This window comes from Paeniglutamicibacter kerguelensis (assembly GCF_017876535.1).
Taxonomy (GTDB): Bacteria; Actinomycetota; Actinomycetes; order Actinomycetales; family Micrococcaceae; genus Paeniglutamicibacter; species Paeniglutamicibacter kerguelensis.
The window spans coordinates 308004-333321 of sequence record NZ_JAGIOF010000001.1; the positions used below are offsets into that span (position 1 = coordinate 308004).

A 25318-nucleotide genomic window follows, 5' to 3' on the forward strand; every position below is an offset into this window, starting at 1 on the left:
AGCGGTTTTGCCGAACCGGGGAAGCCAGCGGACGATGGTCTCCGCGGGAACGCGGCGGTTTCGTAATCAGTGACGACCACGGCCAAGCCCTTGTTGGGTCGCGATGTTGTGCACGCCGTGGGGGTGGCAATGCCGGACTCAGGGCCACGGCCTCGATCCCGCCACGGCCCAGCGACCGCGCCCAAACTCTGGCAACTATGCCCCGAACTTCGCCCACAACGGCAAAGCCCCAAGCCTGACACCGTGGGTTACTGACTAACGTGCCTTTAGCTGGCGAACTCCGGGTCGGTGGCATCAAACTTGTCGCACCCATCCACGGCCGCACCCATTCGGTGGATCATGCCGGCCAAAACGGGCCCGGGTGTGGCGAAATTGAGCCTGACAAACCCACTGCCTCCCTTGCCGCAAGCGTTCCCGCTGGTCAGGGCGACCTGCGCTTCGGTGAGGAAGAATTGTGCAGGATTGGGTTCCAGCGCCAAGCGCGAAAAATCCAGCCAGGCGAGGTAAGTTCCTTGCGGCGCCTGGTACTTGACTTGCGGCAGGTGTTCGGCGATCAGGCGTCCGAGCAAGATTCGCGAGGCATCAAGGTAATCGATGACTCCGTCAAGCCACCCCGAACCCGTTCGATAGGCTGCAGTCGTGGCAGCCAGCCCCACATTCGCCGCTGCATGTTCGGGGACGTCGCCTACGCGGGACCAAACCGTCCGGTCAACATCATTGGTCAAGACCAATTGCGCACATTTGAGCCCCGGCAGGTTGAAGGCCTTTGACGCGGCGACAGCAGTAATCGAGTGGCCGGCGGCGATCGCGCTTATGGATGCGTACGGGACATGCGTGGATCCCGAATAGACCAAGGGGGCATGGATTTCGTCAGAGAAAACCCGCGATCCGGTGGCCTCAACCAGCAACGAGATTCGTTGCAGTTCCTCCCGGGAATAGACCTTCCCGATGGGATTGTGGGGATTCACCAGGACAAGCAACGCCCCGCCGCCCAGGGCTTGTTCAAGGGCCGTCCAATCCAGCTCCCACCCGGTCTCGGTTTGGAGCATGGCGACCTGCTTGGAAATTCTGCCAAATCGCGAAGCCGCTGAAATGAACGGCATGTAGGCGGGAGTGAGCAGCACCAGCGGGGCGTCCGGGCGGCGCTTGGGTGAAAAATGCATGATTGCCGCGTCAAGGGCTGCCGCAACGCTGTTGATGGGTCGAATGTGTTCGCTTTCGACCTTCCAGCCGAAGCGGGCATCGAGCCATTGCGAGGTGGACTGCTGCATGTCGCGGATCAGGGAAGTCGGCGCGTATCCGGTCAGCCCGCTGGCCAGTGTTTGCTGCGCTGCCTCGATGATGCCCGGGGCCGTTCCAAAATCCATTTCCGCTACCCAGGCCCCCAAAGTTCCCGGGTACTCGGTCCACTTCAATGACCCGTTGTGGCGGAGCTGATCAACGGTGAGGAGGTCAAATGGGTGGGCGGTCATTTAGCCAGCTTAGACTCGTTCGACCCCGAGCGGTACAAATCCTTCCCCTTTTCTGACCCCATAAGTCCGCTGCTTTCGATAGGTTGATACTCAGCACCCAAACACGGGAAATTTTGGACCGTGCAACTCGTGGACGCCGGGAGGATGATCCCATGACGCAAGGCCGCAATGAGACAGTTGAAGAGCGGCTGGACAGGAATTGGAACGAACTGCTGCAGGAACTCCGGGTCATGCAGACCGGAGTCCAGATACTTGCGGCGTTTCTGGTGGTGCTGCCCTTCCAGTCAAGATTCACGATTCTCAATGCCGCCGATCGAGTCTTTTACATGGTCTTGCTGGTTTTCTCGGCCCTGTTGATTGTCCTGATCGTCACCCCGGTGGCGGTCCACCGGCACTTGTTCGGCCACCGGGTCAAGGTCACCACCGTGCGAATGGGCCATGCAATTTCCAAGATCGTCATTCCCTCGGTCGGCATTCTGGTTGCGGGCTGCGTCTGGTTTGTGGTGCAGGTGCTTGACGGGTGGGTCAGCGGGGTGATTGTGGGAGGTGCCACCATGCTGGCGGTCTTCATCCTTTTGTTTGCGCTTCCGCGCATCATCAAACCCAGTCTTTCGCTGTCGGATCCCGCCGACGAACCGGGCGCCGACGAGCCGGGCGCCGACGTGCCGGGCACCGACGTGCCGGGCACCGGTTAAACACCGGCGGGCGGTGCGATCCTCGTTTTTCGAGGGTCGCACCGCCCGCCGGGCATGCCTGGCCTGGTTGAGTTTTAGAGCAACGAGTCGGCGAACTGCGAGGCGCCGATGGCCACAGCGTCGGTTCCCAGTTCGCTCCGGAGAACCTGGACGGGGTTTCCGGAAATGGGAGGGGTCCTGCGCAGGGAGGCGTCCATGGCCGGCTGCAAAAGATCCCACGCATGGGCCACGCCGCCGCCGATGATGAGCGCCGAGACATCCAGGATCCCCGATATCATCAGCGCTGCCTTCGCCAGCCCCGCACCCGCGTCGGCAAACAGCCCCGCGGCGATGTCGTCGCCCTCCCGGGCCAGCCGGGCCACGTCCTTGGTGCTGATGGAGTCACCCGTCGCCAGGGCATAAAGCGAGGCGATGGAGCGGCCAGCGGCGATCGTCTCCAGGTGGCCCTTGCGGCCGCAGGTGCACAACCGGTCGCCGAAGCCGGGGATGTGGCCGATTTCCGCCGCGGCCCCGTTTTCCCCGGTATGCAGGTCGGAGTTCAGGACCAGCCCGCCGCCCACGCCCGTTCCCAGGGCGATGCCGAAGAAGTTCTCCAGCCCCCGGCCGGCGCCGAAGCGCTGCTCGCCGAGCACGAAGGCGGCCACGTCGTTGCCGACGCTGACCGGCATGGACAGGCTCGCATTGAGCCTCTCGCCCAGTGGGTAGCCCTCCCAGCCCGTGAACGAATCACTGGCGGCCAGCACCACCCCGTCGGCGTCGATGACACCGGCGGCGCCCACCCCGGCAACGCGCGGGACCAGGCCTGAACGCTCCGTGGCCAGGGTTGCCACCCGGCGGCAGGCCGCCACCATGGCATCCCCGCCGTGCTCGGCGGGCGTGTCGGTGCAGGCCCGGCCCTTGACGCTTCCATCGACATCCAGCACGACGGCGGAAATGCCGGTGCCGCCGATATCAATTCCCAGTCTTGGATACACCGCTAGGAACCCCGGGTGCCGGAGGACAACAACAATGCGGTGCGCGCCTCGCGGCGCTGCCTTTGCACGATGGGGTTGGGCGATGGAACCGATGCCAGCAGGTGGCGGGTGTACGGCGCCTCCGGGCGCTGGAGCACCTTGGAGGAAAGGCCTGACTCGATCACGTTTCCGTGCTGCATGACGGTGACGCGCTGGGACACCGAGTGCACCACCGCGAGGTCGTGGCTGATGAACAGGCAGCCGAAGCCGTGTTCCTTCTGCAGGTCGAGCAACAGGGTTAGCACCTCGTCCTGCACCGAGACGTCCAAGGCGCTGGTCGGCTCGTCGGCGATGAGCAGTTCCGGGGCCAGGGCCAGGGCGCGGGCCAGGCCGATGCGCTGGCGCTGGCCCCCGGAGAGCTCGTGCGGGTAGCGGTTGGCGTTGGCTGCCGGGAGGCGGACCGCCTCGAGCAGTTCGCGCACGCGGGCGTCGCGTTCGGCACGGCCCGGGCGCTTGCCGTTGACCCCGTGCATGACCAGTGGCTCGGCGATCGAGTCGCCCACCGTCATGCGCGGGTCAAGGGATCCGCCCGGATCCTGGAAGATGATGCCGATGCGCGAGCGCAGCTTGCGGATCTCGCGGGTCGAGGCCTTCAGCACGTTCCCACCGAAGAGGGTGATTTCGCCGCCGGTCACCGGGACCAGGCCCAGCGGGGCGCGGCCCAGCGTGGACTTGCCGGAGCCGGACTCGCCCACCAGGCCGACGATTTCGCCGCGGTTGATGACCAGGCCGGCCTGGTTGACGGCGCGCAGCTTGCGTCCGCCGCTGGTGTAGTCGACGCAGACCTCGCGCATGTCCAGCACCGGATCGACCAGCGGGGAGTTCCCTGCAGGCTCCGCGTGGCGCGGTTCGCCGGTGCGTTCCTCGGCGAAGATGGCATCCCACTGGGCCTCGGGAAGCGTCGGAACCGCCGCCAGCAACGCCTGGGTGTAGGGCTCCGCCGGTTCGGTGAGCACCTGGACGGTGGTGCCGGTTTCGATGACCTTGCCGGCGTTCATGACAACCACGCGGTCCGACAAGTCGGCGACGACGCCCATGTTGTGGGTGATCAGCAGCAACGCGGTGTTGGTTTCCTTCACCAGGTTGCGCAGCAGCTCGAGGATCTCCGCCTGGACCGTCACGTCGAGCGCCGTGGTGGGCTCGTCGGCGATGATCAGCGTCGGGTCGCAGGCCAGCGCGATGGCGATGACCACGCGCTGGCGCTGGCCGCCGGAGAGCTGGTGCGGGAAGTTCCGCGCCTTGACGGCCGGGTCCGGGATGCCCACCCGGTCCAGCAGTTCCACGGCGCGGGCCATGGCCTCGGCCTTGGAGAGGCCGCGGTGGTTCAGGATGGCCTCGGCGACCTGCTTGCCGACCTTCATGGAGGGGTTCAGCGCGGTCATCGGCTCCTGGAACACCATGGAAACCACGTTGCCGCGCTTGGAGTCCATGTCCGCCTCGGAGGCGTTCAGGACGTCGTGGCCGTCGACCTCGACCACACCGGCGGTGCGGGCGGTGGAGGGCAGCAGCGCCATGGTGGTGAGCGAGGTGATGGTCTTGCCGCTGCCGGATTCGCCGACGACGGCCAGCACCTCGCCGCGGTCCACGGAGAAGGAAACCCCGCGCACCGCGTTGACGACGCCGTTCTTGGTCTTGAAGTCCACGACGAGGTTTTCGACCTTCAGCGCCGGGACGTTGGGAGTATCTAGGAGAATGCTGGTCATGACTGGCCTCGTACATCAAACATGTCGCGCAGGCCGTCACCAATGAAGTTGAAGGCGCTGACGATCAAAACAATGGCAATACCTGCGGGGAAGATCAGCCACCAGGCGCCGGAGTACACCGAGGAGATGCCGTCGGTGAGCATGGCTCCCCAGTCGGTCGCCGGCGGCTGCAGGCCCATGCCCAGGAAGCTCACGTAGGCGATCAGCAGGATCGCGTCGGCAACCTGGAAGGTCGCGTTGACCACCACGGTACCGATGGTGTTGGGGATGATGTGGCGCAGGATCGCGCGGGCGTTACTGCCGCCGGTGGCCTTGATGGCCAGCACGTAGTCGCGGCTTTTCAGCGACAGCGCCTCGGCCCGGGTCAGGCGGGCCGGGACCAGCCAGGACACGGCGCCGATGATCAGCACCATCATCCATTCGCTCGGGCGGACGATCGCGGAGATGACAAGCAGCAGGAAGATGCCCGGGATGGCGATGCCGGCGTCGACGATGCGCATCATGGTGGCATCGACCCGGCCGCCCATGTAGCCGGCGACCGAACCCCAGAGGGTTCCCAGGATGGTGGCGAGCACGCCCGCGGCCAGGCCGACCAGGATGGAGGTGCGGCCGGCGATCATCAGGCGGCCCAGCACGTCGTAGCCCAGGCCGTCGGTGCCCAGCGGGTGGCCGTTTTCGCCCGGCTTGAGGTCCGCCTGCATGAGGTTGGTGGAGACCTGCTCCGTTTGGTAGACCAGCGGCCCGATGAAGCTGAAGATCATCAGGGCGACGACGATGACAACGCCGATGACCGCGAGCTTGTTGGAGAAGAACTGGCGCACCGCGCGGGCGGCGGGGGACTTCGGGGAAGCCGAACGGCTCAGGGTTGCTGTACTCACTTGACACCTCCACGGGCGCGGGGATCGAGAATGAACTGGGTGATGTCTGCGAGCAGCGAGCCGATGACCGTGGCCACGGAGATGACCAGCACGCAACCCAGCAGGACCGGGAAGTCGGTGGTCTGCGCCGCGTTCCAGAAGAGCAGGCCCATGCCCGGGTAGTTGAAGAGCTGTTCGACGACCAGTGCGCCGCCGAACATGACGGGCAGGTAGTAGCCGAGCATCGTGACCACGGGGGTCAGCGAGTTGCGCAGCACGTGGCGGGAGACGACCTTGGCCATCGGGGTGCCCTTGGCGCGGGCGGTGCGGACGTAGTCCTCATGCAGGTTGTCGATCGTCGCCGAACGCATGTAGCGCGAGAACGTCGCCACGCCGGCCAGGCCGCTGGTGAGGATCGGAAGGATCATTTCCCTGGGCTGGGACAGGACCTCGGCCACGGTGTCTCCCTGCGGCGCGCTGGCCGGAAGCCAGCCGAGGTACTGCGAGAAGAACATGATCAGCAGCAGGCCCAGGAAGAAGCTCGGGGTGGAGTAGACCACGAAGTTCAGCCCGGTCATCACGTAGTCGAAGGCCTTGTTGCGGCGCAACGCCTGGGCCATGCCCAGCGGGATGGCGACCAGCAGGGCGCCGATGATCGCGGCGACGGCCAGGACCATGGTCTTGGGCAGGCGCTGGGCGATGAGCGCGGAGACATCGGTGTTCATGACGAACGAACGGCCCAGGTCACCCTGCAGCCACTGGCCCACGTAGTTGAAGTACTGCTGGATGAGCGGCAGGTCGAAACCCTGCTCGTGGTTGAAAGCCGCGATTTGGGCTTCGGTGGCCTGCTGGCCCAGGATGCCGCGGGCGGGACCGCCGGGCAGGGCCTGGAGCAGCAGGAACACAATAACCGAGACGATCGCGATGACGACCGCCGCCTGCACAAGTCTTTTGGCTAAAAACCAACTGAACAGCCGAATCCCTGAGCTATCGCGAATGGCGGTGGTTGTGGTCGACATCGACGATTCTCCCTTCTTGGTGGGCCGAAGCCCGGTTGTTGGACTAGTTAGCCCGAATTACTTGTTCCAACCCCAACGCTGCGGGAAGAAGTTGGCGGTCGGGTCCTGCGTGGTGCCGACCATGCCGTCGCGGATGACCGAAACCTGGTAGACCGGGTTCGGCAGCCACATCACCGGCAGCTGTTCGGCCAACAGGGCCGAGTACTTCTGCATGGTGGCCGGGTCGTTGGTGACCAGGGCATCGTCCATGAGCTTGTCGGCCCCGGTGTTCGAGTAGTTGCCGAAGTTCACCGAGGCGTCGGTGGCAAAGATGCGCTCGCCGGTCGGGTAGGCCGGGAAGTACCAGGAGCCGGCGGCACCGAAGTAGGAGAATTCCCAGTCGCAGTCGGCCGAGTCGGCCTCGCACGGGGCGGTGCGGTTCAGCACGGTGTTCAGCGGGGCGCGGTCGAAGGTGACTGCAACGCCGATGTCGCGGAAGGAGGACTGCATGGCGGCGAACTGCTTGTCTGCCTCGTCCGAGCCGGATTGGACCATCATGGTCATTTCCATCTTGGTGCCCTTTTCGACGCCTTCGCCGCACTGGTTCTCGGCGGTGCCGGCTTCCTCGCACACCAGGACGCCGTCGGCTCCCGGCTTCCAACCGTGGTCGGCGAAGAGCTTCTTGGACTTCTCGATGTCGAACGGGTACGGGTTGTTCTTCTGGGCGTCCGAGAGGTACGGCGACGGGATGTCCTGCGGAACCGGGCCGTAGACCGGGTTTGCCCCGTCCTTCCAGACCACCTTGGAGATGGTGGGCTGGTCGATGGCGGACTGCAGCGCCTGGCGCACATAGAGCTGCTTGTAGGTGGTGCCCATCTTCGGGTTGTTGAAGTTGTAGGGCATGTAGGTGACTGCCCAGCCTTCCCACGGATCGATCTGGTAACCGTTGGACTCGAACTGGGTCTTCTGGTCCATCAGCGAGGTGGGGATGTAACCGTAGTCGACGCCCTTGGAGCGCAACAGGTTGACTTCGGCGTCGGCCGAGGTGAACGGAAGCAGGTTCACGGTGGTGACCTGGGCGGCGTCCTTGCCGTCGTACTTCTCGTTCTTGCTCAGCGTGGTCTTGCCGGCGTTGTCAAAGGCGCCAAGGGCGAACGGACCGGAGACCGTCTTCCACAGCGGGTTGGTGGCGTAGGAGGCCATGTCTTCGGAGTTCTTGACCAGGTAGGAGAAGATCTCCTTGGCACCGGCCTCGGTGCGGTCGGCATCGCCGACCTTGCCCTCGTCGCTGGTCTTGGCCCAGGCGTGGTGCGGCAGCGGGCGGATCGAGATCAGCTGCGTGGAAGACATCCAGTCCTGGTTGTAGACCTTGTCAAAGTTCAGGGTGAAGGTCTTGTCATCGGTGTAGTCGATCTTGGTGATGTTGTCCGGAAGACGGCCTTCCTTGTAGCCGCCCCAGGTTTCCTTGTTCGCCTTGATGAGGTTGAACCAGAACTCGACGTCGCGCGTGGTGATGGCGGTGCCATCGGACCAGTGCATGTCGCGCAGGTGGAAGGTGACCGACTTGCCGTTGGCTGCGTAATCCATATTGTCGGCGATGCCCGTTTCCAGGTCCAGCTTCATCTCGCCCTTGGAGCCGTCGAAGGTCATCAGCGGGGACCAGATGGACTGGGAGATGGAGTAGTTGTGGGTCGCCATCTTGCCGGCGGTGCCGATCGGAAGGATCCAGTTGGGGGTTGCATTCGGGGGAAGTGCGTAGTTGATCGTGTCGGTATCGACGCCTGCCGCTACCTTGGCTGCGCTGCCCGAAGCGCCGGATGTTTCACCAGCACCGCCACCGGCGCAGCCGGTGAGCAGCAATGCGAAAGCGGTGATGCCCGCGGCAAGACCAACTTTCAAACGTTTGCGATCGTTAGACATTGAGCGATCTCTCCTGAAGTAGATGTGGGGGTGCTGCCATAACTCGATTAATTCGCCATCGAACAAAGTATGATCTGAAATGGATGAACTATGTGTAATATAGAGCACAAGTAGGGTCCTGCGCATCTCGGAAAGATAACGATTCGAATCGAATAGGCGAAAAACCCCTGCTGAGACGCCAAAGTCAGAAGTTATGCGAATCGAAAGAAGTTGCCCATGAGCACCGGAGACCTTGCAGTTGACGTACTGCGCAGAATTGCCGTGGAACCGGTCACCCGCTCGTCCCTGGCCAAGGAAATGGGCCTGGCCCCCTCCACCATCTCGGCAAAGATCAACGACCTGATGGAGGCCGGCCTTGTCCAGGAGGGCGGCTCCGCCCCCTCCCGCGGCGGACGGCCCGGGCGACTGCTCTCGATTTCCTACCAAACCGGCCGGGTGGCCGTGATCTCCATGGGCGCCAAGCACGCGCACCTGGGGCTCTCCGATCTTTCCCGTGCCATCCTGTCCACCACGTCGATAGCCATCGACGTGACCCAGGGTCCCGAGGCGACGGTCGAGCTGCTGGCCGCGGGAATCCGTTCCATGCTGGAGGCCGACGGCGGCGACCTGCTTTCGGTCGGCATCTGCCTGCCCGGCCCCGTCGATGCCGTGCGCCGCGTCGTGGTGGCACCCTCGCGCATGCCGGGCTGGCACAACCAGGATGTCGGCGCGCTGCTCGAGGCGGCGCTCGGCGTCCCGGCCATCACAGACAACGATGCAAACCTCGCGGCGCTGGGGGAGTACCTCTCGCGTCCGGACGCGGCCGCGAACTCCATCACCGTGCTGGCCGGCACCGGAGTGGGCACCGGCATCATGGTCGGTGGCCAGCTGTACCGGGGCTCCACCTACGCCTCCGGTGACATCACCCACACCAAGGTCGAGGCCGCGGCAGACCGCATGTGTTCCTGCGGAAACCGCGGCTGCCTGGAAACCATCGCCTCCGGTGCCGCAATAGTGCGCGACCTGGCCAAGGTCGGCATCGAGACCAGCGACATCTTCGAGGTCCTTGACATGGTCCGCGACGGTGACCCGACCGCAAACGGCGTGGTGCGAGAGGCCGGCCGCCAGCTCGGCCTGGCGCTGAGCACCGTCGTGAACTTCTTCAACCCCGGAGACGTCTACCTCGCCGGAGCACTGTCCGGCGCCAGCGTCTACGTGGCGGCCGTCCGCTCCCAGCTCTACGAACGCTGCCTTCCGCTGGCCACGGCCGGATTGCGCGTCGAGGCGGCGCACGCGGGAAGCGAGGCCGGACTCGTCGGCGCCGCGGAACTGGCCATCATCCACCTGCTGAACCAGCCGACCCTTCCGGCCAGGTTCTCCGAATCCACCGGCGCCTGAACGTCCCGGCGGCCAAGGCTTTTGCCCGCCCCGTAGTTTCAACACCCCAAAATATGTACCCCTCGTTTGCACAAGGAGCCCCACTCTCATGAGCGCAGCAGCAACCCGTCCACGCATCGGCACCGGCGGCATGTCCATTGAAGCGTCCAACTTCTCCCCGCACCGCTCGGGCTTCGAGGCGTTCAACTTCACCAAGGACGGCGTGCTGCTCTCGCGCTACACGGTGCTGGCTCCGGAACACGAAAACCACGATGCCTCCGTCGCCGACGGCGCCACCTGGGTTCCGCTGGTGCACGCCCGCTCGCTGCCCGGCGGCATGGTCGAACCGGTGGTGTACGAGACGCTGAAGGCCGAGCTGATCGAGATGATCCACGCCCAGGGCCCGTTCGACGGCTTCTTCTTGGACATCCACGGAGCCATGACCGTGGTGGGACGCCAGGACGCCGAGGCGGACCTGACCCGCGCCGTGCGCGCGGCGCTGGATGAGACAAGCGCCAAGGCCGGTGCCCCGCGCACGCTGATCTCCGCCACCATGGACCTGCACGGCAACGTCTCCGCCGACCTGGTCGAAAACTGCGACCTGATCACCTGCTACCGCATGGCCCCGCACGAGGACGAGCAGGAAACCAAGACCCGTGCGATGGCCAACCTGATCACCAGGCTGGTCGACGGCACCGGCGCACCGGCGAAGGCGTTCGTGCGCATCCCGGTCCTGCTTCCGGGCGAAAAGACCTCCACCCGGCTGGAACCGGCCAAGGGAATCTACGAGGCGATCCTGCCGATCGAGGCCTCCGAGGGCATCGTCGACGCCTCGATCTGGGTCGGCTACGCCTGGGCCGACGAGCCGCGCTGCTACGCCACCGTGGTCGTCACCGGCGACGACGCCGAACTCGCCTCCGCCAAGGCCACCGAGCTGGCCACCAGCTACTGGGACGCCCGCGACGACTTCGAATTCGTCGCCCCCGCCGCAGACCTGGACACCTGCCTGGCCGCCGCCCTGGCGCCCGAGGCCAAGCGCCCCTACGTGCTCTCGGACTCGGGCGACAACCCGACCGCCGGCGGCTCCGGGGACGTCACCTGGACGCTGACCCAGCTCATCAACGACCCGCGCTTCGCCGAGGGCGGCCCGCGCACCGTGGTTGCCTCGGTCTTCGACAAGGACGCCGTCGCTGCATGCTTCGCCGCGGGCCCGGGTTCGGCCATCGACGTGCCTGCCGGCGCGCTGGTCGACCACGTGCATTCGGGCCCGGCCATGCTCATGGGCACCGTGCTGCAGCTGACCGAGGGCGATGCCACCTCCGGCCGCGTCGCGGTGGTCAAGGTCGGCTCGATCGAGGCGATCATCACCGAACGCCGCAAGCCGTACCACCAGATCTCCGACTTCGCCGCGGCGGGACTCACCGTCACCGACGCGGACATCGTCGTCGTCAAGATCGGCTACCTGGAGCCCGAGCTTTTCGAGCTGGCGGCCGACTGGATGCTGATGCTCACCCCCGGCGGCGTGGACCAGGACCTGATCCGCCTGGGACACAAGAACATCGAACGCCCGATGTACCCGTTCGACACCGACATGGTCGCGCCGGACCTCAGCGCGACCCTCTTCCCGGCAATTCCCGCAGGAACCTAGGCCATGGCGAAACTCGAGATTGCCGTCCAGGATGCGGCCGGCGCACAGATCGCCCTGGAAAACGGTGCCGACCGCATCGAGCTGTGCACCGCGCTGGTCACCGGCGGACTGACCCCCTCATTGGCCACCATCGAGCAGGTGGTTGCCGTGGGAATCGGCGTCCACGTGCTGATCCGCCCGCGCGGCGGCGGCTACGCCTACACCCCGGCCGAGGTCGGACTGATGGTTGCGGACATTAACCACGCGGCACGCGCGGGAGTGGCCGGCATCGTGATCGGCGCGTTGACCGAGGGCGATGCCGCGCTGGACCTGCCGGTGCTCTCCGCACTGATCGACGCGGCGCACTCCGTGGATCCGTCCATCGAGATCACCGTCCACCGCTGCGTGGACGTGCTGCTGGAAAACGGGATGCCCATGGCCGATTTGATCGGCCAGCTTCGGACCCTGGGGGCGCACCGGATCCTGACCTCGGGCGGCGCCCCGGCGTCCGGTGCCGGTGCGGACGTGTTGCACCGATTGCGTGCCGAGGCGCAGGGAAACCCGCAGGTCCAGGCCGGCGGCGGCGTGAAGATCGAGGACATCCCCGCCCTTGCCGGATTGGACGGCGTCCACCTTTCCGCGCGCACCCAAGCGACCTGGGGAGCCTCGGGTCCCGGCGGCGGGGACGCGGCCTTCGACGTGACAAGCCCTGAGCTGGTCGCGGCCGCGGCAAGCGCGCTGGCAAAGGCCAAGTAGCAACGAACCATTTTCAACTGCGGGCGTTCCCGTCATGACGGGGCGCCCGCAGCGCCGTCTGTATCCAGTGCAGTCTGCGTCCGGGGCCGTCACGCGCCGATCTGGCCCGCTCTTAGTGGCTGGTCAGGACCTCCGGGACAGGCAGGTCGTGGGCGGCCAGGGCCTCGCAGAGCGCCGTCAGGGGATAGCGGCTGGAAAGCGCCCGGTTGCCCCGCAACAGCGGGAAAATGATGTTCGCATCGGTGGGGTACAGCTTGGCGATCCCCGCCCGTTCCCAGAGCCACAGGATTTCCAGGGCCACCCGGGCCGCTGTTCCGTTGGGCTCCAGGCACAGCGTGAAGGTGCGGTGCGCCGCCTTCGGTTCGGCGCCGACGTGTCGCAGCAGCAACATGGCAAGTTCCTCGATGCGGACCTGCTCCGGGCCTCCGGTGGAAAACGCCGCAATAAACAGGTCGGCGGCTGCTTCGATGCGATTGTCGATTAGCAACCCGTACAGCTCTTGCGCGGCGGCCAAGTCTTGCGCGGTGGTGTCCGGAACGTGGAATGGTCTCATGTGTTGCGTGCCGGGCGTGCTGTGTCGTTTCCAGATCATGGGATCCACGCTAGAAGCCGAAGATGAACCGGGCGTGAACCACTCATTGACATGTAGCTGTGCGGAATGTGAGTTGCGCTACCCATTGGCTAACATGTTCAAGTGTGGCCCGGACTACCGATGAGGGCCCAGCAACAAATCTCCATCTCCGGAAGGGCCCAGGCCAGCATGCTCAATGATGAGACCATCACCCAGATTGCCGATGAACTCGTTCAGGCGGGACAGGACCGCGTTCCCGTCAAACGACTGACCGCACGCTTCCCGGAAATGACCGTGGAAGACTCCTACAAGGTGCAGAACCTGTGGCGCCAGCGCTCCGAGGCCAACGGCCGCAAGCTTGCAGGCCGCAAGATCGGGCTGACCTCACGCGCCATGCAGATGGCCACCGGCATCACCGAGCCCGACTACGGCATCATCTTCGACGACATGGTCCTGGACTCCGGCTGCACCTTCGAATGGGACAAGTACACCCACCCCCGCGTGGAAATGGAACTGGCCTTCAAGCTCAACAAGGACATCGAAGGCCCCACCGCCAACATCTTCGACGTGCTCAACGCCACCGAATACGTCATCCCGGCCCTGGAAATCCTCGACTCCCGCATCGAGATGGAGGGCCGCACCATCGTCGACACCATCTCCGACAACGCCGCCATGGGCGCCATGGTCATCGGCGGCAACCCGATGAAGCCGTCGGACATCGACCTGCGCTGGGTCTCCGGCATCCTCTTCAAGAACCAGGTCGTGGAGGAAACCGGCGTCGCCGCCGGCGTCCTGAACCACCCGGCCGCCGGCGTGTACTGGCTGGCAAACAAGATCGCCGCGCACGGGGACAAGCTCAACGCCGGGGAGCTCATCCTCGCCGGTTCCTTCACCCGCCCCATGTGGGTTGACAAGGGCGACACCGTCTTCGCCGACTACGGACGCATGGGAACCGTGACATGTCATTTCGCATAGACCCCGACCCGTCCTTCAAGGACGCGCTGTCCGCCGCCGACCGTTCGCTGGCCGGCATCTGGGTGTGCTCCGGTTCGCCGCTGGTCGCGGAAATCTGCGCCGGGGCCGGCTTCGACTGGGTTTTCATCGACGCCGAGCACTCGCCCAACGGGCTTGAATCCATCCTGGCGCAGCTGCAGGCGGTGCGCGGCTACCCGGTGGTGCCGGTGGTCCGCCCCCCGGTGAACGACACGGTTCTCATCAAGCAGTACCTGGACCTGGGCGTGCAGTCGCTCATCGTTCCCATGGTGAACACCGCCGAGGAAGCGCTCGCCGCAGTGGCGGCCTGCCACTACCCGCCGATGGGCGTGCGCGGGGTCGGCTCGGCGCTGGCCCGCTCTGCCCGCTGGAACCGCATCCCGAACTACCTGGACCGCGCCTCTGAATCCCTGACGTTGATCGTGCAGATTGAAGCTGCACAGGCCGTGGCCAACGTGGAGGAGATCGTGGCGACCGAGGGTGTAGACGGCATCTTCATCGGCCCCTCGGACCTGGCTGCTTCCATGGGTGTGATCGGGCAGCAGGACCACCCCGAGGTCGTTGCGGCCGTGGAGAAGAGCATTGTCGCAGGCAAGGCCGCCGGAAAGTTCGTGGGCGTCAACGCCTTCGCCGAGGGCACGGCCAAGCGGTACATCGAACTCGGTGCGGACTTCGTGGGAGTCGGCGCCGACGTGGCCCTGCTGGCCCGCGGTTCCGAGGCGCTTGCCGCGAAGTTCGTCTCCGCGGAAGCCACCAAGAACGGAACCCCGGCCAGCTACTGATTGTCCGGAGGAAAGGGGGCGGGCACCGCACCGGGAGACCGGTGCGGTGCCCGCCAGCCATTTGTTCCCGTGCATTGTCCGCGTTGCGTTGTTGCCATGCGCCGAGGGGCCGGCAGGCCCGCGGATCGCACGGTGTGTTGTGCCTCACCCGACCCGAGGCGGCCGGACAAAACAGATTAGGCTCGCTTGAATGGAACTCTCCCTTATTTTTCTGGTGCTTGGCATGGTTGTCATCGGTGCCATTGCCCAGCGCGTTGCGGGACTGGGGTTCGCGATGCTGGTTTCGCCGTTCCTGGTGCTTGCGCTCGGTGCCCACCAAGGCGTTTTCCTCGTCAACATTTGCGGCGTGGTTTCCTCGGCCATCATCGTTCCGCGGGTCTGGAAAGACATCGACTGGTCGATGTTCCGCTGGCTCACCCCCTTCAGCATTGTCGGCTCCGTGGTCGGGGCGCTGCTGGCCGGCAGCCTGCCGCAGGCGCCGCTGTCGATCATCGTTGGCTCGGTCGTGCTCCTGGCGCTGCTGCTTTCCCTGATCCTGGTTCGCGCCGACGTGACGGTCTCGGGCCAGGTCCCCAAGGCCGCCGCGGGGTTCCTTTCGGGTGCAACCAACTCCCTGGCCGGCGTCGGCGGACCGGCCGTCAGCGCCTATGCGGTGCTGGCCCGGTGGCCGCAGCGTCCCTTCGCGGCGACCCTGCAACCCTTCTTCGTGGTGACGGGCCTGGCCAGCATCGCGATGAAGTTCCTGACCGTACCGGACCAATTGCCGGCGCTTCCCGCCTGGGCCTGGATTGCCGTCGCGGTCTTCATCTGGGGCGGGGTGCTCATCGGCGAACGGGTCCAACGGGTGGTCAGCGACAAGCACGCCCGGTTCTTCGTCCTGTGCTGCGCATTCGTCGGAGCGGTGACCGCCCTGGTGAGCGGGCTGCGTGCGCTCTGACGCGGGCGCGGGGCCCGGCTCCGGGCCCGGCTTGGTGCGCGTCGATCAACGGTGCATGGGCGCATCGGTGGCACGATTGAATCAATGAGTGAGAAGAAGAAAAAACCGCCGGCCGCAGCGGCGTTGAACGCGGCGCGTGAACGGCTGCATACCGGCTGGCCCATGCCGTTGTTCCTCCAGGGCGCCTTCGAGCTCCTGCAGGCGGCTCTCTTCTCCGCGTTCCTTGTGGTCATCCCGTGGATGGCAGTCTGGTTCAGTGGCGGTTTCGCGGATCGAAGCATCGAATCGGTGCTGAAGATGAGCGGCCAGACGTGGCTGCTCATCCACGGTGTTCCCCTGTATTTGCTGCAGGTGGGAACCGGAACCGACCCCTCCGACCTCGCCGGTGTGCTGAATTTCGTCCCGCTGGGGCTGACGCTGATCCCGTTTTTCCTGTGCTGGCGTGCGGGGCGTCGCATCGCGCGGGCCTCCTACACCGACCAGCTGTGGCAGGGCATCCTTGGCGCCCTGAGCGTCTACCTGCTCTGCGGGCTCTTCACCGGCTTCCTGGTCAACAACGACGAGGCCGAGACCACGTTGTTGATGGCCGCCACCATCCCGCTGATCTCCGCCGGCGCCGGCGTCATCATCGGCGCCCGCCGCGAGGCGGGATCATGGGGCAGGCTCATCGGGTTCGACGCCGCGGCGTGGATCTCCAAGACCTCCCAGCACTCGCGCTGGGCCGGCTCCTACCTGTGGGCCGTCATCTGCGGCGGAACCCTCGCCTACATGATGACCTTCGGGCTCTCCGCGCTGCTGCTGACAATCAACCTGGGCCTGCACTGGGTCGACATCTCGAATGTGTACCAGCAGCTGCGGCCCGGGCCCATCGGCTCCGCGGTGCTGACAATGGGCCAGCTCGGGGTCATGCCCAACCTGGTGCTGTGGACCCTGGCCTGGATCACCGGCGGCGGGTTCACCATTGGCGTCGGCAGCACGATTTCGCCGTTGGAAACCACCGTGGGACCGCTGCCCGCGGTCCCCATCCTGGCGGCACTGCCTTCCGGGGACCTGACCTACGCCTGGGCCTTCATGCTGCTCCCGGTTTTCGCGGGCTTCATGGCCGGATGGTACTTCCTGCGCGTGGGGGAGAACCACTTCGACGATTGGATCTCGCTTAGAATCCGCTCGCGGTGGGTGTCGCTCGGACTGTCCACGGTGGTCCTGGGCATCGTCGTCGGGGTGACCGCGGGGATCCTTTCGCTGGCCGGAAGCTGGCTGTCCAGCGGGTCGGCGGGCATCGGCCGGTACACGGAGATCGGCCCGAACGTCCTGCTGACCGCCTCGTTCCTGGCGGCCGAGGTGGCGATCGGCACAGCCATCGGATATCTGGTCTCGCCGTTGCTGGAGCACGACCCGGTCCTCGACGGCTAGCAACCGCCGCCCGGGGCCCTGCAGTTATGCCCCGATATCGTGCAGGTGGTGCGCGGCGTCATGCCAGGCATAGCTGGCCAGCGTGGCGGCGGTGAAAACCGACCCGTTGGAGCGGAAACCCGTGCGTTCAAGCTGTGCACCGCCCATAGAATCCAGCGTGACGGCGAACGCCTCCGCCGTGGCCAGCAGCCGCTCGGCAACGAGTCTGGGTGAAAACGCTGCATAGTTGTTGCGGACCGCGGCCTCGTCCTGGTCCCAGTTGGGGAACGTGGGTTCATCCTGCCCGAGGATAAGTTCCAGGCGCCGGTTCATCACCTCGTACATGTCACCGACGTGGGCGCAATATTCCAGCGGGCTCCACACCTGCGGGGCCGGCCGGGTTCCGGCATCCGGCTGTCGCAGGGCCGCGGCAAAGCGTGGAACGGAATCGCGCACCAGCCCGGCAATGGTTCCGGGGTCCAGGTCGCGCACGTCCTGCCCGCATTCGTCGCAGACGGAATCCAGGACCCAGGTCCAGTCCTTGGAATCGGGATTCGGTTGATCGCTCATGTCGACTTCCTTGGCTAATCGGGTACCAGTTCGTTTTGCAGGTTGGTGGTGCATTGCTGCTGCGAGCTCAAGGTCAACGCATCCGCCATGCACTGCTGGTACTCGATGCTTGGCTTGTAGAACAGGGCCTGGGCACCCAGCGTCACGGCGACCAACCCGCAGGCCAGGGTCGCTATGGGGGCCGCCAGCCGGAGGAAACCGGCACCCGGGTTCCGTAAGGCCTTGAGGCAGGTGATGAAGCCGATGACAAGCCCGGCGGCGGCGAACGGCAAACCGACAAGCCGCCACGGCAGGGGGGCGAAGGACGCCGCATAGGCCACGGCCATGATCAGGATTGTCGCCCGCACCCATGCGAACAACGGGCGCGCGGGATCGGCACCCGGTGAAAGCGGTTTGACGGCCATGGATACAGACTAGTCCCGAATCCGAACTCCTAGGTTGGATGTGGCAGCACTTGCCTCCCGGCCATACGATAATGGTTTGTTGTGGTGTTGGATCGAAACGCCAGTCGGGGCAGCGGATTCGCACCCTGGTTTCACGATTCCGCCAGTGGGGAAGCATCCCCGTGCGGGATAAAGAAATAAAAGTGAAGGAAACTCTTCCATGCAACGTTCGACCACAAGCCGTCGCGCCGGGGTGCTCGGAGCACTCATGGTGAGCACGATACTTGCCCTGACCGGTTGCACGGCGGGATCCACAGGGACACCGGGCTCCGCCACGGACAAGAACACACTCACCGTGGCACTCACCGGTGAACCCGTGAACCTCGACTTCACCACCACGGCAGGTGCCGCGATCCCTCAGGCCATGATGTCAAACGTCTATGAAGGCCTGGTGACGCTCGACCAGACCGGCGCCATCAAGCCGTTGCTGGCCACCGGCTGGGAAACCAGCGCCGACAACAAGTCCTACACCTTCACCCTCCAGGAGGGCGTGAAGTTCTCCAACGGCGCCGATTTCGACGCCGAGGACGTCAAGTTCTCCATCGAACGCGTCAAGTCCGATGCCTGGCTCAACGGGCTCAAGACCAAGATGGACGTGGTGGACAACGTGCAGGTGGTTTCCCCGGAAACCGTCACCGTCAACCTCAAGCGCCCCTCCCAGGCATGGCTGTACTCCATGACCACCCTGGTCGGCGCCATGTTCGACCCCTCCGGCGTGGACGACCTGGCAAACCAGCCCGTCGGCACCGGCCCCTACGCACTGGAATCCTGGGCGCGCGGCGAATCCATCAAGCTCGCCGGCCGCGACGACTACTGGGGCATCATGCCCGGCATCAAGAACGTGACGCTGCGCTACTTCGCCGATGCCATTGCGACCACCAACGCCCTGACCAGCGGGGACGTCGACCTGGTGTACAACATGCAGGCCCCGGAGCTGCTCGCCGGGTTCCAGTCCAAACCCGAATACCAGGTCATCGAGGGCACCAGCAACGGCGAGATCATGCTCTCCATGAACAACAATGTCGCCCCGTTCAACGACAAGCGGGTGCGCCAGGCCGTCATGTACGCGATCGACCGCCAGGAAGTGCGCGACACCGCGTGGAACGGCCTGGGGACCCTCGTGGGCGGACCCGTGCCGCCCACCGACCCGTACTACGAGGACCTCAACGACCTCTACCCGCACGACCCGGCCAAGGCCAGGGAACTGCTCAAGGAAGCCGGGGCGGAAAACCTCGACGTCACCTTCACCGTCCCGACCCGGCCCTATGCCAACGCGGTGGCCGAGGTCGTGTTCTCGCAGCTCAAGGACGTGGGAATCAACGTGAAGATCCAAAGCGCCGAATTCCCGGCGGTCTGGCTGGACCAGGTCTTCAACCGCCACGACTACCAAATGTCGGTGGTGCTGGCCGTGGAAGCCCGCGACGTGCTGACCATGTTCGACAACCCGGACTACTACATCGGGTACGACAACTCGAAGATCAAGGACGAGGCGGCCCTCGCCGACGAGTCCGACACTGCCAACTACGTCGCCGGCATGAAAAACGTGGTTCGCACCATCGTCGAGGACGCAGCCTCCGACACCCTGTTCATCTTCCCCAACATCTCCGTGGCCAAGGCCGGGCTGAGCGGCATCGGGGCCAACTCGGTCACCGAGGCGCTTTCGCTGGCAACCATTGCCTGGTCCTAAGGGGACGTGTCGTCCCATGAACCTGAATAGGCCGAGTTTGTGCTGATCCGCATCGCCAAGAACCTGGCGCGATTCGTCGTGACGTTCCTGGTCGCCACCCTGGCCGTGTTCGGCATCATGCGCGTGCTGCCCGGCGATCCTGCGGCGATCGCGGCGGGGGAAAACGCGACCCCCGAGCTCATTGCGCGGCTGGCCCAGGAGTTCGGCACCGACCGGCCGCTTCCCGAACAGTACTGGGACTGGTTTTCCGGGCTGCTGCGCGGGGACTTCGGCGTTTCCTACGTGACGCGAACCGACATCTCGCCCCTGGTGCTGGACAAGGTGCAGGTGTCGCTGATCCTTGTCACCCTGGCCATGCTGCTAGCGCTGGTGATCGCCATCCCGTTGGGCATCCTCGCCGCGATCCGCCACAACAAACCCAGCGGGGCCCTGATATCCGGTCTCAGCCAGCTGGGCATCGCGATCCCGGGTTTCCTGCTGGGCATCCTGCTGGTGTCATTCCTTTCGCTGCGCCTGGGCTGGCTGCCCGCCAACGGCTGGACACCGCCCGGTGAGGACTTCGGCGATTTCATCCGGCGCATCATCCTGCCGGTGACGGCCCTTGCCGGGGTGCAGTCCGCGATCCTCACGCGCTACGTGCGCTCGGCGGTCCTGGAGGTCATGCACGAGGACTACCTGCGCACGGCCCGAGCCAAGGGGCTCTCGCCCACGCGGGCGCTGCTCAGGCACGGCCTGCGCAACGCTGCAATCCCGGTGCTGACCGTGACGTCCGTCCAGTTTGCGGCACTGATCATCGGCGCCGTGGTCATCGAACGCGTCTTTGTGGTCCCCGGGTTGGGCTCCATGCTGCTCACCGCGGTGGGCAACCGCGACCTGCTGACCGTCCAGTCCGTGGTCATGGTGCTCGTTGCCATAACTCTGATCATCAACCTGGTCGTGGACGTGCTCTACACCGTCCTTGACCCGCGCATCCGCGCCGCCAACCAGTAGAAGGGGAAGAAGACGATGGGCGAAATCCCCGTGCCGCAACAAGCGGCACCCGCACCCGCGGCCGCACCCGCGGCCGGAAGCCGTCCGGGCCGCAGGCTGAACATCAACCTGCTGGCCGGAAGCCTCCTGGTGGGGCTGGTGGTGTGCATTGCGCTGCTTTCCTTCTTCTGGACGCCCTACGACCCGGTGCGGATCGATCCGCCGGCCAGGCTGCAGCTGCCCAGCGCCGCGCACTGGCTGGGAACTGACAACCTGGGCCGCGACCTGTTCTCCCGCATCCTGGTGGGGGCGCGCATCACGCTGCTGGTGGGAGTCGTCTCCGTAGGGATCGCCGTGCTGATCGGAACGCCGCTGGGAATCTGGGCCGGCATGAAACGCGGGGCCGTGGAGGAAGTCACTATGCGGGGGGCCGACATCCTGCTGGCGTTCCCCGCCCTGCTGCTGGCCATCATGTTCGCCGCGATCTACGGGGCCTCCACGGTCAGCGCCATGGCCGCCATCGGGCTGGCCTCCGTCCCCGGGTTCGCCCGCGTGGCCAGGGCAGGAACGCTGCAGGTGATGAACGCCGAATACGTGCTGGCGGCCCGCGCCGCCTCGCAGCGGCCGTTGCGCATCGCCCGACGCCACGTGCTGCCCAACATCGCCGGAATGCTGATCATCCAGTGCTCGGTGACCTTCGCGCTGGCCGTGCTGGCCGAGGCCGCGCTGTCCTTCCTGGGACTCGGCACCCCGCCGCCGGTCCCCTCGTGGGGACGCATGCTCCAGGAGTCCCAGCAATACTGGGGCACCTTCCCCGCCATGGCCATCTGGCCGGGCGTCGCGATCGCGGTTGCGGTGATGGGATTCAACCTGCTGGGCGACGGGTTGCGCGATCGGTTCGACCCGAAGCTGGGCAGGGGCAAGGCATGAGCGAGACGCTGCCCACGAATGAGACGCTGCTTGAGGTCAAGGGGCTCAGCATCCACGCCGGTGCCACGGCCCTGGTGCAGGACCTGGATTTCGCGATGCAGGCCGGCGAGCGCATCGGGCTGATCGGCGAGTCCGGTTCCGGCAAGTCGCTCACGGCCACCGCCCTGCTGGGCCTGCTGCCCGACGAACTGCGGGTCGGCGGGGATGCACGGCTGCGCGGCGTCGGTCACAACCTGCTCACCGCACCGGACAAGGTCATGCGGTCCCTGCGCGGGGACGAGATCTCCATGGTGTTCCAGGAGCCGCTGACCGCACTGAACCCGTTGATGCAGGTGGGTGCTCAGGTGGCCGAGGTGATGACGCAGCACCGCACGGTGCCCAACCGTTCGGCCGCGGCCAGGCGCGCCGTGGAGCTGCTGGCATCGGTGAGGATCCCCGATCCGGCGGTGGCGGCGCGCGCCTACCCGCACCAGCTCTCCGGCGGGCAGCGCCAGCGCGTGATGGTGGCGATGGCCCTGGCCAACGACCCGCAACTGCTGCTCTGCGACGAGCCGACCACGGCACTTGACGTGACGGTGCAGCGCCAGGTGCTGGACCTTGTCTCCGCCCAGGTGCGCGAGCGCGGCACCGGGCTGCTGTTCATCACCCACGACCTGGCCGTCGTGGCCAGCATGTGCACCCGCGTGCTGGTCCTGAACCGGGGACGGATCGTGGAGTCCGGCCAGATGGAGCGGGTCTTCTCCGCCCCGGCCCATCCCTACACCCGTGCCCTGCTTGCGGCCAGCGATCTGGCAGCCACCGACGACCGGGGGCGGCTGTTCACCGTCTCTACCGCCGGCACGTACGTCCCGCCGGTTCCCGGGGAGGAACCGGCTCGGACTCCGACCCTGGACCAGGCAGCGGCGCCGGAGCAGCTGGCCGTCAGCGCGCAGCCGACGCCGGAGAGAGTGTCGGCGACGGCACCGCTGATCAGCGTCTCCGGGCTGAACCGCACCTACCACCGGGCCCGCACCACGCTGCGCGGCCCGCGCCCGGAGGTCCGTGCCCTGCGGGACGTGGACTTCACCCTGGGCGCGGGGGAGCGGCTGGGCATCGTGGGAGAGTCGGGTTCCGGCAAGTCCACGTTGCTGCGCATCCTGGCGGGCCTCGACCAGCCGACCAGCGGCTCGGCCGTGGTTGCCGGCACGGAAGTCGCCGGAGCCAAGGAAAACCGGCTGGCGGGATTGCGCCGGCAGCTGCAGATCGTCTTCCAGGACCCCATGGGGTCGCTTGACCCGCGGATGCGGGTCAAGGACATCGTCGGCGAACCCCTGCTGGTTCCGGGTCAGCCGCTCAACGCCGCCCAGCGGGCCGCCAAGGTCGCCGAAATGCTGCTGGCCGTCGGGTTGGACCCGGAGTCGGCCGAACGCTTCCCGCACCAGTTCTCCGGAGGCCAGCGCCAACGCATCTCCATTGCCCGGGCACTGATCTGCCGCCCGCGCGTGCTGGTGGCCGACGAACCGGTCTCGGCGCTGGATGTCTCGGTCCGGGCGCAGGTGCTGAACCTGCTGGCCGACCTCGTGGACGAGTACGCGCTCACGCTGCTCTTCGTCTCCCACGACCTGGCCGTCGTGCGGCACCTGTGCGACCGGGTGATCGTGATGAAGGACGGGGAAATCGTGGAGGCGGGGCAGACCGAGGACGTCTACAACAACCCCCGGCACCCCTACACGCGTGAACTCATTGCCAGCTCGCTGAACCTGCGCGAGCAGGTCGCCGAGTCATGAGGCGGGGCGATCGGCGGGCGAAGGCCGGACCGGGAAAATGGCTGGGGGTCACGATCATCGGGTCGGTGTTCCTTGTTGCTTGCAGCGCAATGCTCCTAGGGCCGTCCGCGGCCAACCCGTTCTTTTTGGCGGGCGGTGCAACAACCGGTGCTGTTCTCGCGGGCACTGGCATCATGCAGATGCGTGCGGCGCGGCGGGGAACCAAACCCCACCACAAGGCACTGGCCGGGATGGCGTTGCTGTTCAGCATGGCGTGCCTGCTGGTTGCCTGGGGCGCGATCAACGGAGCCGACGCGGATTTCAGCGCACGGTACCCGCGCGGACTGGGCATCGTCTTCGGATTCATCGGAACCGCGTTCTTTGGAGCGGCGGGCATCTACGGACTCGTGAAGGGCCCCCGCAAGTAACCGTCACCGGTCGGTGCCTGCCGGCAGGGCCCGCGTCACACGGCGGGAAGGAAATTGGGCTGGGCGCCTGCCGGAACCTAGGTTTGGTCCCATGGACTTTGGAACACTGGATTTTGGAACACTCAGCTTTGCCCCGGCCCTGGACGCTCCCGAACTCGTTGCCGCCCCGGTGCGCGCCGCGCTCGATGGCTCGGCAGCAACGGACGTCTACGCCGCGGCGATCGACCCGGCGCTCGCCGACACCGCAGCGTTCTGCGAGCACTACGGCATCGGACTCGCGGACGGAGCAAATTGCGTCATCGTCGAGGCGAAGCGGGGCGACTCGTCCTGGTACGCCGCCTGCCTGGTGCTGGGTCACGAGAGGATCGACGTCAACTCCCTGGTGCGCAAGCACCTCGGCGCCAAGAAAGTTTCCTTCGCGCCCATGGAGGCCGCGGTCCAGCTCACCGGCATGGAATACGGCGGAATCACGCCCATCGGCCTGCCCGAATCGTGGACGCTGCTCATCGACGAATCGGTAGCCGCGGCACCGATGCTGATCATCGGCAGCGGCGTGCGGGACTCCAAGATCCTGACCTCCGGTGCGTTCCTAGCATCGCTGCCGGGGGCCGAAGTGATCGGCCTGGTCAAGCGGCAAGAGGGCTGAGCCTGCGGCTGGCGCAGGGCCCCGTGGCCCGGGTTCGCGGATCTGGTTTCGTGGACCGGTGCCGCCGGACACTAAACTTGAACCCATGCGCATCGTAGTTCTTGTCTCCGGCACCGGGTCCAACCTCCAATCCGTCATCGACGCCGTCGCCGAGGGGTCGCTGCAAAACGTGGAGATTGCGGCCGTCGGCGCCGACAAGCACGGCACATTCGGGGTGGAACGCTCCGCGGCCGCCGGCATCGAGACGTTCGTGGTGAATTTCAAAGACTATGACGATCGCGCCGACTGGAACCACGCGTTGACCGAGAAATGCCTCTCCTACGAGCCCGACTACGTGGTGTCCTCGGGCTTCATGCGCATCGTCGGCGAGGAATTCATCAACGCCTTCGACGGCACCTACATCAACACGCACCCGGCTCTGCTGCCGTCCTTCCCGGGTGCCCACGGCGTCCGCGACGCCATGGCCTACGGGGTCAAGGTCACCGGCTGCACCGTGCACATCGCCGACGCGGGGGTGGACACCGGGCCCATCCTGCGCCAGGAAGCGGTTGCCATTCTCGACGACGACACCGAGGAAACCCTGCACGAACGCATCAAGGTCGTCGAGCGCCGCCTGCTGATCCAGACCCTGGCGGACTTGGCAGCCAAGTAACGTGGCAGCCAAGTAGCCTGGCCGCCAAGTATCGCGGCAGGCTGCGCGGCACGGGCGAACCTTGCCATGACGCGTCTTGTCCATCCGCGCAGGTCTCCCGGCCCCGCTGCCCACGTCGGGTTCCGCATGAACCCGGCGCCGGATCGGCGAAAACCACGAACCTGCCGCTCCCTGCC

General features: G+C 65.9%; 24 protein-coding genes. 15 read left to right on the forward strand and 9 right to left on the reverse strand.

What is annotated here, in order from left to right; all coding sequences use genetic code 11:
• Window positions 1–266 precede the first annotated feature (266 nt).
• Window positions 267–1472 carry a MalY/PatB family protein gene (locus JOF47_RS01425; protein WP_209995488.1) on the reverse strand — a complete coding sequence of 402 codons (1206 nt, stop codon included), beginning with the start codon at window positions 1470–1472 and terminating at the stop codon, window positions 267–269.
• A gap of 152 nt (window positions 1473–1624) precedes the next feature.
• Here JOF47_RS01425 and JOF47_RS01430 point away from each other — a divergent pair, with 152 nt between their 5' ends.
• Window positions 1625–2167 carry a DUF6328 family protein gene (locus JOF47_RS01430; protein WP_245356207.1) on the forward strand — a complete coding sequence of 181 codons (543 nt, stop codon included), beginning with the start codon at window positions 1625–1627 and terminating at the stop codon, window positions 2165–2167.
• Window positions 2168–2241: 74 nt separating this feature from the next.
• On the opposite strand, the gene JOF47_RS01435 is transcribed toward JOF47_RS01430, so the two are convergent.
• Genes JOF47_RS01435 through JOF47_RS01455 form a run of 5 tightly spaced genes read right to left on the reverse strand, consistent with a single transcriptional unit; the run spans window position 2242 to window position 8658 of the window.
• The gene (locus tag JOF47_RS01435; RefSeq protein ID WP_209995490.1) at window positions 2242–3141 is read right to left on the reverse strand and encodes an ROK family protein; all 900 of its coding nucleotides are present in this window, start codon (window positions 3139–3141) and stop codon (window positions 2242–2244) included.
• A 2-nt stretch (window positions 3142–3143) separates the two neighbouring features.
• Entirely contained in the window at window positions 3144–4883 is a 1740-nt protein-coding gene (locus JOF47_RS01440; protein ID WP_209995491.1) for an ABC transporter ATP-binding protein, read from the reverse strand.
• Window positions 4880–5761, reverse strand: coding sequence for an ABC transporter permease (locus JOF47_RS01445; RefSeq protein ID WP_209995492.1), 882 nt, complete (start codon window positions 5759–5761; stop codon window positions 4880–4882). Before JOF47_RS01445 ends, JOF47_RS01440 begins: the two co-directional genes overlap by 4 nt.
• The gene (locus tag JOF47_RS01450) at window positions 5758–6759 is read right to left on the reverse strand and encodes an ABC transporter permease (RefSeq protein WP_209995493.1); all 1002 of its coding nucleotides are present in this window, start codon (window positions 6757–6759) and stop codon (window positions 5758–5760) included. Before JOF47_RS01450 ends, JOF47_RS01445 begins: the two co-directional genes overlap by 4 nt.
• A 57-nt stretch (window positions 6760–6816) precedes the next feature.
• On the reverse strand, window positions 6817–8658 hold the full coding sequence (locus JOF47_RS01455) for a peptide ABC transporter substrate-binding protein (protein ID WP_209995494.1): 1842 nt from the start codon (window positions 8656–8658) through the stop codon (window positions 6817–6819).
• A gap of 216 nt (window positions 8659–8874) precedes the next feature.
• Between JOF47_RS01455 and JOF47_RS01460 the strand changes: the two genes are divergently transcribed.
• The 3 genes from JOF47_RS01460 to JOF47_RS01470 all read left to right on the forward strand — a co-directional run bounded on the left by JOF47_RS01460 (window position 8875) and on the right by JOF47_RS01470 (window position 12397).
• Window positions 8875–10035, forward strand: a complete 1161-nt coding sequence (locus JOF47_RS01460) for an ROK family transcriptional regulator (protein WP_209995495.1) — start codon at window positions 8875–8877, stop codon at window positions 10033–10035.
• 88 nt (window positions 10036–10123) lie between these two features.
• Window positions 10124–11662: a M81 family metallopeptidase gene (locus JOF47_RS01465; RefSeq protein WP_209995496.1), complete on the forward strand. Its 1539-nt coding sequence runs from the start codon at window positions 10124–10126 to the stop codon at window positions 11660–11662.
• A gap of 3 nt (window positions 11663–11665) precedes the next feature.
• Window positions 11666–12397, forward strand: coding sequence for a copper homeostasis protein CutC (locus JOF47_RS01470; protein ID WP_209995497.1), 732 nt, complete (start codon window positions 11666–11668; stop codon window positions 12395–12397).
• Window positions 12398–12509: 112 nt separating this feature from the next.
• On the opposite strand, the gene JOF47_RS01475 is transcribed toward JOF47_RS01470, so the two are convergent.
• On the reverse strand, window positions 12510–12989 hold the full coding sequence (locus JOF47_RS01475; protein ID WP_209995498.1) for a hypothetical protein: 480 nt from the start codon (window positions 12987–12989) through the stop codon (window positions 12510–12512).
• A gap of 168 nt (window positions 12990–13157) precedes the next feature.
• Between JOF47_RS01475 and hpaH the strand changes: the two genes are divergently transcribed.
• The 4 genes from hpaH to JOF47_RS01495 all read left to right on the forward strand — a co-directional run bounded on the left by hpaH (window position 13158) and on the right by JOF47_RS01495 (window position 17093).
• Window positions 13158–13943 (forward strand): 2-oxo-hept-4-ene-1,7-dioate hydratase, encoded by a 786-nt coding sequence (gene hpaH, locus JOF47_RS01480; RefSeq protein ID WP_210001300.1) that lies wholly within the window; start codon window positions 13158–13160, stop codon window positions 13941–13943.
• Complete coding sequence (locus JOF47_RS01485) at window positions 13928–14743, forward strand: aldolase/citrate lyase family protein (protein WP_209995500.1); 816 nt, start codon at window positions 13928–13930, stop codon at window positions 14741–14743. Before hpaH ends, JOF47_RS01485 begins: the two co-directional genes overlap by 16 nt.
• 190 nt (window positions 14744–14933) lie before the next feature.
• On the forward strand, window positions 14934–15680 hold the full coding sequence (locus tag JOF47_RS01490) for a sulfite exporter TauE/SafE family protein (RefSeq protein WP_209995502.1): 747 nt from the start codon (window positions 14934–14936) through the stop codon (window positions 15678–15680).
• A gap of 84 nt (window positions 15681–15764) precedes the next feature.
• The gene (locus JOF47_RS01495; RefSeq protein ID WP_209995503.1) at window positions 15765–17093 is read left to right on the forward strand and encodes a cell division protein PerM; all 1329 of its coding nucleotides are present in this window, start codon (window positions 15765–15767) and stop codon (window positions 17091–17093) included.
• A 24-nt stretch (window positions 17094–17117) separates the two neighbouring features.
• Here JOF47_RS01495 and JOF47_RS01500 read toward each other — a convergent pair whose 3' ends face one another.
• Together JOF47_RS01500 and JOF47_RS01505 are read right to left on the reverse strand one after the other, a co-directional pair.
• Window positions 17118–17642, reverse strand: coding sequence for a DinB family protein (locus tag JOF47_RS01500; protein ID WP_209995504.1), 525 nt, complete (start codon window positions 17640–17642; stop codon window positions 17118–17120).
• A gap of 14 nt (window positions 17643–17656) precedes the next feature.
• Window positions 17657–18046: a hypothetical protein gene (locus tag JOF47_RS01505; RefSeq protein WP_209995505.1), complete on the reverse strand. Its 390-nt coding sequence runs from the start codon at window positions 18044–18046 to the stop codon at window positions 17657–17659.
• 199 nt (window positions 18047–18245) lie between these two features.
• Between JOF47_RS01505 and JOF47_RS01510 the strand changes: the two genes are divergently transcribed.
• From JOF47_RS01510 to purN, 7 genes are all read left to right on the forward strand, one after another.
• Window positions 18246–19772, forward strand: a complete 1527-nt coding sequence (locus JOF47_RS01510) for an ABC transporter substrate-binding protein (protein ID WP_209995506.1) — start codon at window positions 18246–18248, stop codon at window positions 19770–19772.
• Window positions 19773–19811: 39 nt separating this feature from the next.
• Window positions 19812–20762 (forward strand): ABC transporter permease, encoded by a 951-nt coding sequence (locus tag JOF47_RS01515; protein ID WP_209995507.1) that lies wholly within the window; start codon window positions 19812–19814, stop codon window positions 20760–20762.
• Window positions 20763–20777: 15 nt separating this feature from the next.
• A complete protein-coding gene (locus JOF47_RS01520; protein ID WP_209995508.1) occupies window positions 20778–21671 on the forward strand; it encodes an ABC transporter permease in 894 nt (297 codons plus the stop codon).
• On the forward strand, window positions 21668–23437 hold the full coding sequence (locus JOF47_RS01525; protein ID WP_209995509.1) for a dipeptide ABC transporter ATP-binding protein: 1770 nt from the start codon (window positions 21668–21670) through the stop codon (window positions 23435–23437). The genes JOF47_RS01520 and JOF47_RS01525 overlap by 4 nt, the downstream gene beginning before the upstream one ends.
• A complete protein-coding gene (locus tag JOF47_RS01530; protein WP_209995510.1) occupies window positions 23434–23844 on the forward strand; it encodes a hypothetical protein in 411 nt (136 codons plus the stop codon). Before JOF47_RS01525 ends, JOF47_RS01530 begins: the two co-directional genes overlap by 4 nt.
• Window positions 23845–23935: 91 nt before the next feature.
• Window positions 23936–24490, forward strand: coding sequence for a YbaK/EbsC family protein (locus tag JOF47_RS01535; RefSeq protein WP_209995511.1), 555 nt, complete (start codon window positions 23936–23938; stop codon window positions 24488–24490).
• Between the two features lie 85 nt (window positions 24491–24575).
• Entirely contained in the window at window positions 24576–25142 is a 567-nt protein-coding gene (gene purN / locus JOF47_RS01540; RefSeq protein WP_209995512.1) for a phosphoribosylglycinamide formyltransferase, read from the forward strand.
• Window positions 25143–25318: the final 176 nt, after the last annotated feature.